This is a genomic window from Sphingomonas sp. Leaf28, assembly GCF_001421685.1.
Lineage (GTDB): Bacteria > Pseudomonadota > Alphaproteobacteria > Sphingomonadales > Sphingomonadaceae > Sphingomonas > Sphingomonas aurantiaca.
Genome location: NZ_LMKX01000007.1, coordinates 727086 through 742319, shown reverse-complemented (window position 1 = coordinate 742319; position 15234 = coordinate 727086). Strand labels below are relative to the sequence as shown.

Here is a 15234-nt window from a genome sequence, read left to right as displayed (position 1 = left end):
TCAGGCGTCCAGCGCGGCCTTGATGCGGGCCTCGTCGATGCGATCATGCTCGGCGATGACCACCAGCTGCGTGCGGCGGGGTTCGTCGGCGCGCCAGGGGCGGTCATATTGCGTGCGGACTCGTGCGCCGACCGCCTGGACGAGCATGCGCATCGGCTTGCCGGTGACCGCGGCATAGCCCTTTACGCGCAGGATGTCGGCGCTGCGGGCGAGCGCCTCGATTTTGGCGGCAAGCTCGGCCGGATCGGCGATCTCGCCGAGCGCGACGACGACGCTGTCGAAATCGTCATGCTCGTGATCGTCCTCGCCGTCGTGATGCGACGGGCGGCTGGCGATATCGTCCTCGGCGGCGGCGTTCAGGCCCAGGATCACGCGCGGGTCGATGATGCCGTCGGTCAGGTCGATCACCGGAAGCGGGCGGGCGGACTCGGCGGCGATGACCGCGCGCGCCTTGGCGACGCCCTCGGGACCGGCAAGATCGACCTTGGTGAGCAGGACGAGATCGGCGCAGGCGAGTTGGTCCTCGAACACTTCCGAGAGCGGCGTCTCGTGATCGACGCTCGGATCGGCGGCGCGCTGCGCATCGAGCGCGGCGACGTCGGGCGCGAACCGGCCGGCGGCGACCGCCTCCGCATCGGCGAGCGCGATGACGCCGTCGACGGTGATGCGCGAGCGGATCGCGGGCCAGTCGAACGCCTTCAGCAGCGGCTTGGGGAGCGCGAGACCCGACGTCTCGATCAGGATGTGATCGGGGCGCGGGTCGAGCGCGAGCAAAGTCTCGACGGTCGGGATGAAATCGTCGGCGACGGTGCAGCAGATGCAGCCATTGGCCAGTTCGACGACGTTCTCCGCGGGGCAATCGGGGATCGCGCAACCCTTGAGGATGTCGCCATCGATGCCCAGCGTGCCGAATTCGTTCACCACGACCGCCAGCCGGCGGCCGCCCGCGTTGCGGATCAGGTGGCTGATGAGCGTCGTCTTGCCCGCGCCAAGAAAGCCGGTGACGATGGTGACGGGGACTTTTGCCAGGGTGGGCGAGCGGTCCGACATTCTTGTTCTCCTTCGAGCATACGCAGGCACGCACGACCTTTCGGCCGCACGCGTTCGTCGCTCAGACGGAGTACCGTGCCGCGACCATCCCCTGGATCAAGGCAAGAGCGACCGTTACGCTGGCAGGTCTCCTGGCTCACGGGTCAAAGCTCGACACACGCCTTCCCAGGTCTTCGACCCAGTGGCTGCCCCCCTCGCGAAGGGCCTGTGCGTCTCGCTCACCGCTTACAGTTGCAGGGACAGCCGCGGCATTGGAAGGACATCCTCCCGCACCGCATTCCCATTCAAGCCCCGAAGGGCACCGGCGCGATCTGTTGAAGTTCGGTAAAACCGAGCCTCGGGCGTGGGGTTAGAGGAATATCACGGGACTGCCAACTCGCTCGCGCCCGTCATCCTGACGAAAGTCAGGATCCAGAGCCACGCATGACTCGGCGTTTGGCTCTGGGTCCCGGGTCGAGCCCGGGATGACGAAGGGGTATCATCCGTGCACGACCTCGATCTCGTCGAAGCGTTTCCAGCGATAGATCGCAAAGCTCAGCACCCAGCACAGCACGAACAGGCCGATGATCGCAAAGCCGAGGCCGTTGAAATTCTCGCCCAGCGCGGCCGCCAGATCCCAGACGCCCCCCGACAGGCCGAGCTTGGCGCCCAGCAGCGCCAGCGTCTCGATCCCGCCGATCGCGATCGCGACGATTGCCGAGATCAGCGTGATGGTGATGTTGTAGTAGAGCTTGCGGATCGGCTTCACGAACGCCCATTCATACGCGCCGAGCATCACGACACCGTCCGCCGTATCGACCAGCGCCATGCCCGTCGCGAACAGGATCGGGAGGACGAGGATGGTGCCGATCGACAGACCGTCCGCGGCCTGGCTCGCGGACAGGCCGAGGATCGCGACCTCGGTTGCGGTATCGAAGCCGAGCCCGAACAGGAATCCGAGCGGCGCCATGTGCCAGCTGCGCGTGACGAGCCGGAACATCGGCCGGAACAGACGCGCGAGCAGCCCGCGGTTGCCGAGCAGCAGATCAAGGTCTTCCTCGACATAGACGCCGCCGCTGCGGACATGGCCGAACGTCCGCCAGACCGAGCGCAGGATGACGAGGTTCATCGCGGCGATCGTGAACAGGAACACTGCCGAGATGACGGTGGCGATCACGCCGCCAACCTGTTTGAACGCCTCGAACTGCGCGAGCGCGCTGGCGGTGAGCGCGATGGCGACCGCGGCGATCAGCACGATCCCCGAATGGCCGATCGCGAACCAGAAGCCGACCGCGATCGGGCGCTGGCCGTCCTGCATCAGCTTGCGCGTCACATTGTCGATCGCGGCGATATGATCCGCATCGACTGCGTGGCGCAGGCCCAGCCCCCAGGCGAGCAACGCGGTGCCGAGCATCAGCGGCTGCGCGTGGAACAGTGAGAAGGCCCAGCCCCAGGCGGCGATATTGGCCGCGACCAGGCTTGCGAACATCCAGCCGATGCGTTTGCGCGTCGCCATCCGTGCCGGCCCGCCGGGCGTTTTCTTGGCGGGCTCATCGATCGTCATCGTCGTCATGCAGAACTCCCCGGCGTCCGACGAGGACGGGGACCTGCCGCACGCGGCCGGGACGCGTGAAGACCGGACGCCATGAGCGGCCGACGCGCGTCGTCGATGCGGCCCCCGCCACAAGGTCGTCGCTCAGACGGCGTTCACCGTGCCTCGGCCACCCCCTGGGCCGGGACGAGAGCGACCAGACGCCGGCAGGTCTCCTGGCTCGCGGGTCACGGCTCCACGCCACACCTTCCCAGGTCGTTGACCCAGTGGCTGCCCCTCGTCGCGAAGGGCGTGTGCGTTTCGCTCGCCGCTTACAGTTGCAGGGACAGCTGCGGCATTGGATGGCGAACCCTCCGCACCGCATTCCCCTTCAAGCCCCGAAGGGCACCGACGCGATCTAGCGAGCCTCCGGTCGAACCGGCTGCTCGCGCATCGTGCTAGCCGGGTTCGCCGCGAGTGCCAATCGTCCTTTGCGGCGTGCGGCGCTCGCGACGACGCTGCCACCGGATCACGCCGGTCACGAACAGCGCGATCGGCACGAGGCCAGCGATGAAGGCCAGGATGCGCCCCGTCAGCCCCAGCGCCTCTCCCCCGTGCAGCGGGTGGAGCCAGTTCATCACGACGTCGCCGCCCGTCTCGGCAAGCCCGTCGCGCGTCGCGAGGACGGCACCGGTATAGGGATCGAGCCAAACGTTGGTGCGTGGGAAACGGCGGCTGGGTTCGCCGTCCTGCGCGAGATTGATCCGGATGGCGCCGGTCGGCGAGGCGGGCGTCTCGATCCAGGCGAGCGCGGCTCCGGGGAAGACGTGTTCGGCAATGGCGACCAATCGATCGACCGGCAGGCGCGCGCCGCGCGCGACCACGGCCAGCGGCGGGGTCCGGTAGAGGGGCGAGGCGCGCGCGATCACGAACCGGGTCTGGTCGGGCAAATCGAGCATCACCCCGGTCGCGGTGACGACGAGCACGAGGATCGCGCCGCCCAGACCGATCAGCTTGTGCCAGTCATACAGACAACGGAGCGGCGCGGCGTCGCGCTTGAAGCGGAGCGCGCGCCACCAGCTGCCGGGGCGGGGCCACCATGCCCAGATCCCGCTGGCGATCATCCCGAGCATGACGATGCCCGCGATCCCCATGGCGACCCCACCGGGCTTTTCGAGCAGCAGCCGGTAATGGAGATCGTAGATCCAGGTGACGACCGTATCGCCCCAGAAGCCGGTGCGGATCGTCGTCAGGCGGACCGGATCGACCCAGGCGAGGAACGGCGCGAAATCGTGGCCCGCGGTTTCACTTGGCTGGTAATAGCGCACCGGGATCGCGCCGCCGTCCCCGGTCACCTCGATCCGCCATGCGCCGGTGCGGGTGGGATGCTCGCGGTGGAGCGTGTCGACGATCGCCTGCCAGGAGCGGGCACGCGCGTCGTCGGTCACCGCGCGCAACGCGGGGTTCAGTGCCGCGTCGATCTCCGGATAGAAGACGAGTATGCTGCCAGTCAGCCCGGCGAACGCGAACAGCGCGCCGATCGACAGACCCAGCCAGAGGTGCACGCGCCGCACGATGGCGCGCAGCGGCGGTCGGCGCGTCATCAGAGCGTCAACCGGACCGCACCGAACAGCGATCGCGGATCGGCGGGCGCGTGGAGCCGCTGCGTGCCGTCGTACCAGACATACTCGTAACGCTCGTTCGCGAGGTTCTTCAGCTGCGCGGATATCTCGATCCTCGGCGTCAGCTTGTACGCCACCTCGGCATTGAGGACGACGTACTCGCCGTAGCGGCCCTGCGTGTTGGCGGGGACGAGTTCGTAGCTCGACTGGCCGTTACCCCATAAGGACAGCCGGACCTTGGGATCGGGCGTGACGTCGAGCCCGCCCGAGAAGACGTTCTGCGGGACATGGTCGATCGCGTTGCCCGCCTGCGACGGGGTGGCGGGATCAGGCGTGACGATCCGCGCGGTCTGGTGCGAATAGCTGCCCCATAGCGCAACGGTGCGGACCGGCTTCAGGTCCAGCTGCAGATCGATCCCGCGTCGCCGCGTCTGGCCGAGATTGTCGACATCGCCGGACGGATCGTTCAGCCGTCGCTTGAGCTCGCCGCTCGCGGTCTGCTGCCACAATGCGACGCGCGCTTCGAGAAAGCGCCCGCGCGTGAGCTTGACGCCTGCTTCATAGCCTTCGTTGATCGAGGGTGCGACATCGGTCGTTCGTGGCGGCACCAGATACGAGGCCGAGCCAGCGCCGATCTGGAAGGTGCGTCCGTAATTCGCATAGGCGGTGACGCCGGTCACGGGCGTGACCGCGACGCTCAGCTTGGGCTGGCTGATCGTGCCATAGTCGTTGATCGGCGCGGTCGTGCCCGCCAGGCGATTGGTGAAATCGCCCGCGACTCGGTCGATCCGCCAGGCGGGGGTGATCTTGAGCCAGTCGGTCGGCTCGATCACCGCCTGGAGATAGCCGCCATAGACGGTCAGCCCGAAATCCTGGTCGCGCGTCTGGCTGGTGGGCGTGCGTCGGTCGGTCAGCCAGCGCAGGCTCTTATTGTCCTGCACCTGCACGTCGCCGCCAGCCTCGATCATCAGCGCGTGGAGAAACTCGACGCGGGGGTGGTAATGCAGCGCGGCGGTCGCGCCATATTGCCATTCCTCGGTCAGGCGCCGCTGTTGCGGGACGCCTGCGGAGTAGCGGACGTAGCGGTCGTCGTGCAGGCTGTTGGCATAGCCCTTGACGCTGAGCGCGAGCGGGTCGGCGAGATCGGCGTCGAGATGCAGGCTGTACTGGCCGATCCGTCGCGTGCCGCCATCGGTAGCCGACACCGCATAGGATCGGGTGCGGTCGGTATCGGCGTCGGCATCGGTCAGATAGCCCGGCTCCTGCGCGTGCGCGGCCGAGTGACGGACGATCGCGCCGATCCGGGTGGATCCGACATCATAGAACCATTTGCCCGCGAGATTCAGGCGATCGAGGTCGGCATGGTCGCGATACGCGTCGGTCCGCCGGTAGCCGATCAGGTAGTTCTGGCTGAACCCGCCGCGCTCCAGTCCAGCCGAGGCCTGTGCGTCGACCGTCCCGAACGCACCGCCGATCAGGCGCGCGTCGAGATAATTGCCGCCGATCCGCGTCAGGATATTGGCGTTGCCGGCGATATTGTTCAGCCCCCAGCGCGGATCGGACGTGCCGCGGACCAGTTCGATCCCGGCGACGTCGAGCGGGGAGATCATGTCGATACCGGTCATGCCGCCGGCATTGTCGTTGCTGGGTATGCCGTCGATCATCAGCTTGACCGCGTTGATCTCGCCTTCGCCGTTGAACCCGCGGATCGAGAAGCGGCCGGACGTGGTGCCCTGGTTGAAGTCGGTGAGCACGACGCCCGGCAGACGGGCAAACAGCTCCCACGCATTGTCGACCGACTGGCGTTGCGCGATGTCGCCGCCGAGCATGTCGACCGAGGTCAGGATGGTCTCGGTCGAGCGCGCCATGCTGCGCGCGGTCACGACGACCTCGCCGATCACGAAGCGCGTATCGGACTCGGTTGGGGCGGGGGCGGGGGCCGGGGTTTGCGCGGTGGCGGGCGAGGCGAGGGCGATCGCCATCGCCGCCCCGAAAGTAGACGGAGTATCGAACATGAACCAGGGCTTTCGACAGGCGCGCGACCACACGGACGCGCGTCGACAGAGGTGGCGAACCGCGCGTCGGGCGACGCGCGGTACGGGTCAGACGGTCGAAAGCAGAGTCGGCGGGCCCCGCAGCGGCGGGCGCAGATGCGGCGCGCTGGCGTGGACGGGGGGACGGATCGGGCGGACGCCGATCGCCACGACGAACGCGATCGCCGCGATCAGCAGGATCGCATCGACACTGGCCAGCGCCTGCGCCGACAGCCCCGAGAACGCGCAGGGCAGCTCCGTCTTGCCGTGGCTCGTCGACGGATCATGCTCCGGCATCGCATGGCCCGCCATGATGTGATCGGGTGTGCCCATATCCATCGCCGTTACGGTCATCGGAGCAGCACCCGGGCATAGCGTGATCGCGATGTGCCCGGACTGGTTTGCGATCATGTACCCCGTGGGCACCAGCAGCTTCATCGCCAATGCCGTTACGCACAGCCATCCCGCGAGCAGCGGGCAGGACGAAAAGAGGCGGCGTATGGCGAGCACGGCGCACGGGTAGACCGCAACGCCGATGCTGTCACTGAGGCATCCTGTCCACCGCTCGGGGCGCGGCCCCCGAATTCTTTCATTAGCGTGGACCCGGCCGCGGACGAGGATCGTTCACTCTCCAGAACTATGACTATCAAACAAGGATTTGCTATGAGCGACCCCGCAGAGCGCAATCCCGGCAACGGTGGCGAGACGCACCAGCAGGCCGGCGGCGATGTGCCCGTTCTCACGACCAACCACGGCGTGCCCGTCTCCGACAACCAGAACAGCCTGAAATCGGGCGTGCGCGGTCCGACGCTGCTCGAAGATTTCGTGCTGCGCGAGAAGATCTTCCACTTCGACCATGAGCGGATCCCCGAGCGGATCGTCCACGCCCGCGGTTCGGGCGCGCATGGCTATTTCGAGGCTACCGACGACATTTCGGACCTGACCAAGGCGGCGGTGTTCAAGAAGGGCACCAAGACCGAGCTGTTCACGCGCTTTTCGACCGTGGCCGGTGGTGCCGGTTCGGTGGACACGCCGCGCGACGTTCGCGGGTTTGCGGTCAAGTTCTACACGACCGAGGGCAACTGGGATCTTGTAGGCAACAACATCCCGGTGTTCTTCATCCAGGACGCGATCAAGTTCCCCGACCTGATCCATTCGGTGAAGATGGAAGCCGATCGCGCCTATCCGCAGGCGGGTTCGGCGCATGACACGTTCTGGGACTGGGCCTCGCTGACGCCGGAATCGACGCACATGCAGATGTGGGCGATGTCGGACCGCACGTTGCCCCGCTCGCTGCGCATGATGGAAGGCTTTGGCGTCCATACGTTCCAGCTCGTCAACGACGAGGGCAAGTCGAGCTTCGTGAAGTTCCACTGGAAGCCGAAGCTCGGTCTTCAGTCGACGATCTGGGACGAGACGTTGAAGCTCCAGGCCGCCGACAACGACTATCATCGTCGCGACCTGTGGGAAGCGATCGATACCGGCGACTTCCCCGAGTGGGAGCTGGGCATCCAGGTGTTCGACAAGGCGTTCGCCGAAGCGCAGCCCTATGACGTGCTTGATTCGACCAAGCTGATCCCCGAGGAGGACGTTCCCGTCCGGATCATCGGCCGGATGGTGCTCGACCGCAACGTCGACAACTTCTTCGCCGAGACCGAGCAGGTCGCGTTCCTGCCGACCAACATCGTGCCGGGGATCGATTTCTCGAACGATCCGCTGCTCCAGGGCCGCCTGTTCAGCTATCTCGACACGCAGAAGTCGCGTCTTGGGACGACCAACTTCCACCAGATCCCGGTCAACGCGCCGCGCAACAACGCGCAGAACTTCCAGCGCGACGGGATGATGCAGACCAAGGTGCCGAAGGGCCGGGCGAATTACGAGCCCAACAGCCTGTCGGTCGTTGGCGAGGACGGTGGTCCGCGCGAATCGCCGAACGGCTTCGTGACGACGACCAACCCGACCGGTGCGGACGAGCAGGGCGAGAAGCTGCGGATGCGCGCCGAACTGTTCGGCGATCACTATAGCCAGGCACGCCTGTTCTGGGTGTCGGCGACCGACAACGAGAAGGCGCATATCGCTTCGGCGTTCACGTTCGAACTGTCAAAGGTCGGCCTCGCGCATGTCCAGGAGCGCACCGTCGCCAACCTGCGCAATGTGAACGAGGAACTGGCAACGCGGGTCGCCGACGGTCTCGGCATCGAGCTGCCAGCGGCGAACCCCGCCTATCGTGAGCCGATCGACATGCCTGCGAGCGACGCACTGTCGATCCAGAAGTCGATGAAGGAGACGCTCGAGGGTCGCCAGGTCGGCATCCTGATCGCGGACGGGTCCGACGGTGGCGAGATCGATGCTGTCGTGAAGTCGGTCGAGGCCGCCGGCGGCAAGGCCGTTCTGGTCGCGCCCAAGGTCGGTGGCGCCAAGCTTGCCGATGGCAGCAAGAAGAAGGCGCACGGACAGCTTGCGGGCAGCCCGTCGCAGATCTTCGACGCGGTCGCGGTGGTGCTTTCGGAGGAGGGCTGCAAGGCGCTGCTCAAGGAAGGCGCAGCCGTCCAGTGGGTCATGGACGCGTTCGGGCACCTCAAGGCCGTCGCAGCCAATGCGGCAGCCAAGCCGTTGCTCGATAAGGCAGGTGTCGAGCCCGATGCGGGTGTGGTCGATCTCGGCCAGATCGCGACCGCGGGCACCAAGCGCTATTGGGACCGCGAAGCCAACGTGCGCACGCTGGCCTGATCGCTACATCTGACCTGACGTGGCAAGAAATGACCGGGGGCGCAGTCCATGCGCCTCCGGTTTTTTTGCGTCCTCGTGGCGACGGGGCTGATGGTTCTTCGGCTCCTTAGCATGGTCGCCGTCAGTCCGGATCGGCGCTATAACCCGCCGTGACCCTGCGCTGCGGCGCCAGACCGGAGCGCCTTCATCACCCGTCCGATGATCATTCTCGCCATTCTGGGGTACGGCGCGACGCTGTTCGGGATTGCGTGGGTGGTGGACCGGCGGGGCTTGTCGCGGCGGCTCGGGCAGATTGCGTACCCGTTGTCGCTGGCGGTCTATTGCAGCAGCTGGACGTTCTTTGGCGGGGTCGGCACCGCGGCGACGCGCGGCTGGGATTATCTCGCCATCTATCTCGGGCCGGCGCTGGTGTTCCTGCTGGCGCCAAAGTTCCTCGCGCGGCTGGTACGGCTGGCGCGCGAGGAGGGATCGAGTTCGATCTCGGACTTCATCTCCGCACGCTATGGGCGCAGCCGGGGGACCGCGGCGATCGTCGCGGGGACGGCGCTGCTCGCGTCGGTGCCGTATATCGCGCTTCAGTTGCGCTCGGTCACGCTCAGCTTCGGCGCGATCGCGGGCGTCGGGAGTTCGGCGGAGGTCGGCACGTTCGTCGCGCTGCTGCTGGCGGTGTTCGCGATCCTGTTCGGTGCGCGACGGTACGAGGTGGCGGGGCGCAACCCCGGCGTGGTGGCGGCGATCGCGGCGGAATCGCTGATCAAGCTGCTCTGCTTTGTCGTGCTCGGCGTGGTGACGCTGGCAGTGCTCGTCGACGTGCCCGCCGCGACGCTCGCGGCGCCGCTGGCCAGGCTGCGGTCCGGTTTTACCTGGGGCGCGCTCACGTCCGATTTCTGGGTGCGGACGCTGTTGTCGGCGCTCGCGATCCTGTGCCTGCCGCGGCAATTCTATGTGGGCGTGATCGAGGCGCGCGGGCCCGATGCGGTGGCGCGCGCGCGCTGGCCGTTCATCGCATACATGGTCGTGATCTCGCTGCTGGTGCTGCCACTGGCGCTGGCGGGCATGACGCTGCTGCCGGGCGATGCCGAGCCCGACCTGTACGTGCTGACAGTGCCGTTGCAGCGCGGCGAGCATCTGGTGGCGCTGCTCGCGTTTCTTGGCGGGTTTTCGGCGGCGACGGCCATGGTGGTGGTCGAGACGATCGCGCTGTCGACGATGGCGACCAACGACCTGCTCGCGCCGATGCTGCTCCGGCGGCACGGCGAGGCGGGCGAGGGCGAGCTTGGCCGGCGGATGCTGCGCGTGCGGCGGGTGATCATCGCGGCGATCGTTGCGGTGGCGCTGGTGTACGGGCGGAGCCTCGGCGCGGACCTGCCGCTGGCGTCGATCGGGCTGATCGCTTTTGCGGGCGTCGCGCAGTTCGCGCCTGCGCTGATCGCGACGGTCGGGTGGAACTTCGCCAACCACACAGCGGCGCGCGCCGGGCTGATCGGTGGCGTGATCGTCTGGATCTACTGCCTGTTGCTGCCGTCGATCGGGGAGGGCATCGGACCGGCGCTCGCGCACTTCACGCGCGGCTGGCTCGATCCCGACGCGTTGCTCGGCTGGCGGATCGGCTCGCCCTTGGTCAACGGCACGGTGTGGAGCCTGGGCGTCAACGTCGCGCTGATGGCCGGGCTGCATGCGATCGAGCGCCATCGCGGGAACAGCGCGCTCGACCATGTCACGACGCTCGGCGAACTGCGCATGTTGGTCGCGCGGTTCGTCGGCGAAGGCGAGGCCGAGGCGATCGGCGTGGCGTCCCCCGATCTGCGGGCCCCGATCGACGGACCTGCGGCGCGCACCGCCGAGCGGTTGATCGCTGGCGTGATCGGCGCACCGTCGGCGCGCAAGATCGTCGCGTCGAGCATTGCCGGGTCTGCGATGGACGTCAGCGACGTGGTCCGCCTGCTCGATCAGCGCGGGCGGTCGCTGAGGTTTTCGCGCACGTTGCTGTCGGCGACGCTGGAGACGATCGATCCGGGGGTGAGCGTGATCGACGCGGACCTGCGGCTGGTCGCGTGGAATCCGCGTTATGTCGAGATGTTCGACTATCCCGAGGGCTATGTCGTCGTCGGCCGATCGATCGCCGACCTGATCCGCTACAATGCCGAGCGCGAGGGAAGCGTCGACGACATCGCGGCGCATGTCGGTCGGCGGATGGGGCATCTCGCGCGCGGGACCCCGCATAGTTTCGAGCGGCAACGGCCGTCGGGGCGGTGGATCAAGATGGTCGGGCGGCCGATGCCGGGCGGGGGCTATGTCCAGAGCTTCACCGACATCACCTCGGAAAAGGAGGCGCAGGCCGATCTCGAGGCGCGGGTGGCGGCGCGGACCCAGGATCTGGCGCAGTCGAACGCGATGCTCGGCGAGGCGCGCGCGGTGGCGGAGACCGCGACGCGCGACAAGACGCGGTTCCTGGCGGCGGCGAGCCACGATCTGTTGCAGCCGTTGCACGCGGCGCGGCTGTTCTGCGCGGCGCTCGACGAGGGCAAGGCGCCGCATCAGGCGGAGCTGGTGCGCGCGATCGATGGCGCGATCGGATCGGCGGACACGTTGCTGCGCGCGCTGCTCGACGTGTCGCGGCTCGATGCCGGGGGCGTGGTGCCGAAAGTCGAGCGGTTTGCGTTGGGGGCGCTGATCGAGGAGTTGGCGGTACAGTTCCGGCCGCTTGCAGGCGAGCGGGGACTGGTGCTGGCGGCGCATGCCGGCGCGTTCAGCGTGGCGACCGATCGCTCGCTGCTCCGGTCGATCCTGCAGAATTTCCTGTCGAACGCGGTGCGCTATTCGGCGGACGGGCGGATCTGGATCGGCGCGCGGCGGCGTGGGAACGATGTGCTGATCGAGGTGCGTGACAACGGACCTGGCATCGCCGCGGCCGACCGAGAGCGGATCTTCGAGGAGTTCGAGCGGCTCGAAAGCAAGGGGAGTGCGGGTGGCGGCGTCGGTCTGGGGCTGGCGATCGTCCGGCGGATCGCGCGGTTGCTGGGGGCGGCGGTGGAGTTGCGGTCGGCGCCGGGGCGGGGGACGACGTTCGCGGTACGGGCGCCGATTGCGCCTTCCGGGCTGGACGTGCCGCTGCCGGCGCCGTCGGCGACGCGTGCGCTGGTGCCGGGTCTGCGCGTGCTGTGCCTCGACAACGACGTGACGATCCTGGCGGCGCTCGACGCGGCGTTGCGCGCGCGACGGTGCGTGCCGCTGCTGGCGGGCACGATCGCGGAGGCGCTCGAACTGGCGGCGGACGAGGAGCCGGATGTTGCGCTGGTCGATTATCATCTCGACGAGGCGGAGGACGGGTTGGACGTCGTCGCGCGGTTGCGGGCGATGGCGCCGGCACCGGCAATCGCGCTGGTGACCGCGGACCGCACGGTTGCAGAGGACGATCGATGCGCGGGGCTCGTGGTACTGACGAAGCCCGTCGTGCCGGCGGACCTGTGGCGGTTCATCGAGGACGCGGCGGCGGCAGCGGCGCGGGGGAGTTGAATGGCGTCTTTGGGGAGGGCATTCGAAAGCCTGTCGGCCCCCTCGTCATCCTGACGAAAGTCAGGACCCAGGGTATCGGCCAAACCGATTTTGGCTCTGGGTCCTGACTTTCGTCAGGATGACGGGTTGGGGGAGGGCGGGTCGCCCGCCTCAATCGGCGAAGTGGATGTCCATCGCCCTTGCCGCCAGCACCGCCTGCGTCCGGTTCTGCACGCCGAGTTTGCGCAGGATGGCGGTCATGTGGCCTTTTACGGTGCCCTCGGAGATGCCGAGGTCGAACGCCACCTGCTTGTTCAAGCGCCCCGCCAGCACGCCGAGCAGGACCTTTAGCTCAGTCGGCGTCAGGCTTGCGACGCGCGTAGCCATGTCATCGACGGGCGCGTCTTCCGGTGGTGCGTCGCGTTCGCCGGCCAGGGCTCGCGCGACGGCTTTCTCCAGCGCGGCAAGATCGGCCGTCTTCGAGACGAAGCCGACCGCACCATACGCCCTTGCGCGCGGTGCGGCTTCGGCCTCGTCTGCCGACGAGATCACGAGGATCGGCGTGCCGGGGCGTTCGGCGTGGAGCAGCGCGACGCCGGCAAAGCCTTCCGACCCCGGCATCCGCAGGTCGAGCAGGATGAGGTCGAGGCGATCCGCTGCGCGTACCGCATCGGCCGCCTCGCAGAGCTGCCCCGCCTCGATCACCACCGCGTCGGGCGCGGCGCGGCTGACCGCCAGTTTGAGCGCCTGGCGGAACAGCGGATGATCGTCGGCGATGAGGATCGTGCGAGTCATGCCGGAACTGAAGTGGCCTCCTCGCGGCCGGCGATCAAGGCGTCGACCACCGCGGGATCGGCGAGCGTCGAGGTGTCGCCGAGCTGGTCGAGCTGGTTCTCCGCGATCTTGCGCAGAATGCGGCGCATGATCTTGCCCGAGCGCGTCTTGGGGAGCGCGGGCGCGAACTGGAGGATGTCGGGGGTCGCGATCGGGCCAATCTCGCGGCGGACCCACTGAACGAGTTCCTTGCGCAGATCCGCGCTCGGCTCGGCGTTCGCGTTGAGCGTGACATAGGCATAGATGCCCTGGCCCTTCAGATCGTGCGGCATGCCGACGACCGCGGCCTCGGCGACCTTGGCGTGCGCGACGAGCGCGCTCTCGACCTCGGCGGTGCCCATCCGGTGGCCGCTGACGTTGATCACGTCGTCGACGCGTCCAGTGATCCAGTAATAGCCGTCCTCGTCGCGGCGGCAGCCGTCGCCGGTGAAGTACTTGCCCGGATAGGTCGAGAAATAGGTCTGGAAGAAGCGCTCGTGATCGTTCCACACGGTCCGCATCTGGCCGGGCCAGCTGTCGGCGATGACGAGGTTGCCCTCGACCGCGCCGTCCAGGACCTTGCCCTCCGCGTCGACCAGTTCGGGGATGACGCCGAACAGCGGCTTGGTGGCGCTGCCGGGCTTGAGTGCGGTCGCGCCGGGCAGCGGGCTGATCATGTGGCCGCCCGTCTCGGTCTGCCACCAGGTATCGACGATCGGGCAACGGCCGTCGCCGACGACGTTGTGATACCAGTTCCACGCCTCCGGATTGATCGGCTCGCCGACCGAGCCGAGCAGGCGGAGCGACTTGCGGCTGGTACGCGTCACCCAGTCGTCGCCCTCGCGCATCAGCGAGCGCAGTGCGGTCGGCGCGGTGTAGAGAATGTTGACCTGGTATTTGTCGACGATCTGCCAGAAGCGGCTGTGGTCGGGATAGTTGGGCACGCCCTCGAACATCACCGTCGTCGCGCCGTTCGCGAGCGCGCCGTAGAGCGAATAGGTGTGGCCGGTCACCCAGCCGACATCGGCGGCGCACCAGAAAATCTCGCCTTGGCGGTAGTTGAAGACGTATTCGTGCGTCATCGACGCCCAGACCAGATAGCCGCCGCTGGTGTGAAGCACGCCCTTGGGCTGGCCGGTGGAGCCGCTGGTGTAGAGGATGAACAGCGGATCCTCGGCGTTCATCGGCTCGGGGGCGCAGTCGGTCGATTGGCCTTCGACGCACTCATGATACCAGCAGTCGCGGCCCTCGGTCATCGTGACCTTTCCACCGGTGCGGCGGACGACGATGACGGTCTCGACCGCGAGATCGCCGTGATCGAGCGCGGCATCGACATTGGCTTTCAAGGGCACGGTCTTGCCACCGCGCAGGCCTTCGTCGGCGGTGATGACGATACGGCTGTCGCAGTCGTGGATGCGGTTGCACAGGCTCTCGGGCGAGAAGCCGCCGAAGACGACTGAGTGGATCGCGCCGATCCGCGCGCAGGCGAGCATCGCGAACGCCGCCTCGGGGATCATCGGCAGGTAGATCGTGACTCGGTCGCCCTTCGTGACGCCGCGCGACTTCAGGCAGTTGGCGAGCTTCGAGACCTCGTCGCGCAGTTCGGCATAGCTGATCTTGCGGGATTCGTCGGGGTTGTCGCCTTCCCACAGGATCGCGATCGCGTCGGGGCGGGCGTCGGCGTGGCGATCGACGCAGTTGGCGGCGACGTTGAGCTGACCGTCCTCGAACCAGCGGATCCGGAAGTCGCTCTCATCGAACGACGTGTCCTTGATCTTGGTCGGGGCGACGATCCAGTCGAGACGCTTGGCTTCCTTGGCCCAGAAGGCGTCGGGATCGGTCGCGGCCTCGGCATACATCCGGTCATAGGCGGCGGCGTCGATCAGCGCGTCCTTCGCCCACTCCGCGGGGACGGGATAGCTTGCCTCGGTCATCTGGCTCTCCTTTTGCCGCGCTGTACGCGGTCGGCCGCGCGCGATCA

General features: G+C 67.6%; 9 protein-coding genes and 2 riboswitches. Of the genes, 2 read left to right on the top strand and 7 right to left on the bottom strand.

Features of this window, described 5'->3' with window-relative positions:
• The 5 genes from cobW to ASE79_RS09740 all read right to left on the bottom strand — a co-directional run bounded on the left by cobW (position 1) and on the right by ASE79_RS09740 (position 6725).
• Positions 1-1050: a cobalamin biosynthesis protein CobW gene (gene cobW / locus ASE79_RS09760; protein ID WP_056415288.1), complete on the bottom strand. Its 1050-nt coding sequence runs from the start codon at positions 1048-1050 to the stop codon at positions 1-3.
• Between the two features lie 103 nt (positions 1051-1153).
• Positions 1154-1371: riboswitch (cobalamin riboswitch) on the bottom strand.
• A 157-nt stretch (positions 1372-1528) separates the two neighbouring features.
• Positions 1529-2518, bottom strand: a complete 990-nt coding sequence (locus tag ASE79_RS09755; RefSeq protein WP_082445243.1) for a HoxN/HupN/NixA family nickel/cobalt transporter — start codon at positions 2516-2518, stop codon at positions 1529-1531.
• A 250-nt stretch (positions 2519-2768) separates the two neighbouring features.
• Positions 2769-2988, bottom strand: a riboswitch (cobalamin riboswitch).
• A 30-nt stretch (positions 2989-3018) separates the two neighbouring features.
• Positions 3019-4164, bottom strand: a complete 1146-nt coding sequence (locus ASE79_RS09750) for a PepSY-associated TM helix domain-containing protein (protein ID WP_056415284.1) — start codon at positions 4162-4164, stop codon at positions 3019-3021.
• A complete protein-coding gene (locus ASE79_RS09745) occupies positions 4164-6197 on the bottom strand; it encodes a TonB-dependent receptor (RefSeq protein WP_056415281.1) in 2034 nt (677 codons plus the stop codon). Before ASE79_RS09745 ends, ASE79_RS09750 begins: the two co-directional genes overlap by 1 nt.
• Positions 6198-6284: 87 nt before the next feature.
• Positions 6285-6725 (bottom strand): hypothetical protein, encoded by a 441-nt coding sequence (locus ASE79_RS09740; protein WP_162237033.1) that lies wholly within the window; start codon positions 6723-6725, stop codon positions 6285-6287.
• A 153-nt stretch (positions 6726-6878) separates the two neighbouring features.
• Between ASE79_RS09740 and ASE79_RS09735 the strand changes: the two genes are divergently transcribed.
• On the top strand, positions 6879-8945 hold the full coding sequence (locus ASE79_RS09735) for a catalase (RefSeq protein WP_056415278.1): 2067 nt from the start codon (positions 6879-6881) through the stop codon (positions 8943-8945).
• A gap of 198 nt (positions 8946-9143) precedes the next feature.
• Positions 9144-12461: a PAS-domain containing protein gene (locus tag ASE79_RS09730; RefSeq protein WP_056415276.1), complete on the top strand. Its 3318-nt coding sequence runs from the start codon at positions 9144-9146 to the stop codon at positions 12459-12461.
• A 150-nt stretch (positions 12462-12611) separates the two neighbouring features.
• Here ASE79_RS09730 and ASE79_RS09725 read toward each other — a convergent pair whose 3' ends face one another.
• Both ASE79_RS09725 and acs read right to left on the bottom strand, forming a co-directional pair.
• Positions 12612-13235: a response regulator gene (locus tag ASE79_RS09725; protein ID WP_056415273.1), complete on the bottom strand. Its 624-nt coding sequence runs from the start codon at positions 13233-13235 to the stop codon at positions 12612-12614.
• On the bottom strand, positions 13232-15187 hold the full coding sequence (gene acs / locus ASE79_RS09720; RefSeq protein WP_056415857.1) for an acetate--CoA ligase: 1956 nt from the start codon (positions 15185-15187) through the stop codon (positions 13232-13234). Before acs ends, ASE79_RS09725 begins: the two co-directional genes overlap by 4 nt.
• Between the last annotated feature and the right edge of the window lie 47 nt (positions 15188-15234).

Bases quoted from the DNA above. Each gene is read 5' to 3' on its own strand.
- ASE79_RS09745 (WP_056415281.1), bottom strand. From the start codon at position 6,197: ATGTTCGATACTCCGTCTACTTTCGGGGCGGCGATGGCGATCGCCCTC.
- ASE79_RS09755 (WP_082445243.1), bottom strand. From the start codon at position 2,518: ATGTTCGCAAGCCTGGTCGCGGCCAATATCGCCGCCTGGGGCTGGGCC.
- ASE79_RS09725 (WP_056415273.1), bottom strand. From the start codon at position 13,235: ATGACTCGCACGATCCTCATCGCCGACGATCATCCGCTGTTCCGCCAG.
- ASE79_RS09750 (WP_056415284.1), bottom strand. From the start codon at position 4,164: ATGACGCGCCGACCGCCGCTGCGCGCCATCGTGCGGCGCGTGCACCTC.
- ASE79_RS09730 (WP_056415276.1), top strand. From the start codon at position 9,144: ATGATCATTCTCGCCATTCTGGGGTACGGCGCGACGCTGTTCGGGATT.
- acs (WP_056415857.1), bottom strand. From the start codon at position 15,187: ATGACCGAGGCAAGCTATCCCGTCCCCGCGGAGTGGGCGAAGGACGCG.
- cobW (WP_056415288.1), bottom strand. From the start codon at position 1,050: ATGTCGGACCGCTCGCCCACCCTGGCAAAAGTCCCCGTCACCATCGTC.
- ASE79_RS09735 (WP_056415278.1), top strand. From the start codon at position 6,879: ATGAGCGACCCCGCAGAGCGCAATCCCGGCAACGGTGGCGAGACGCAC.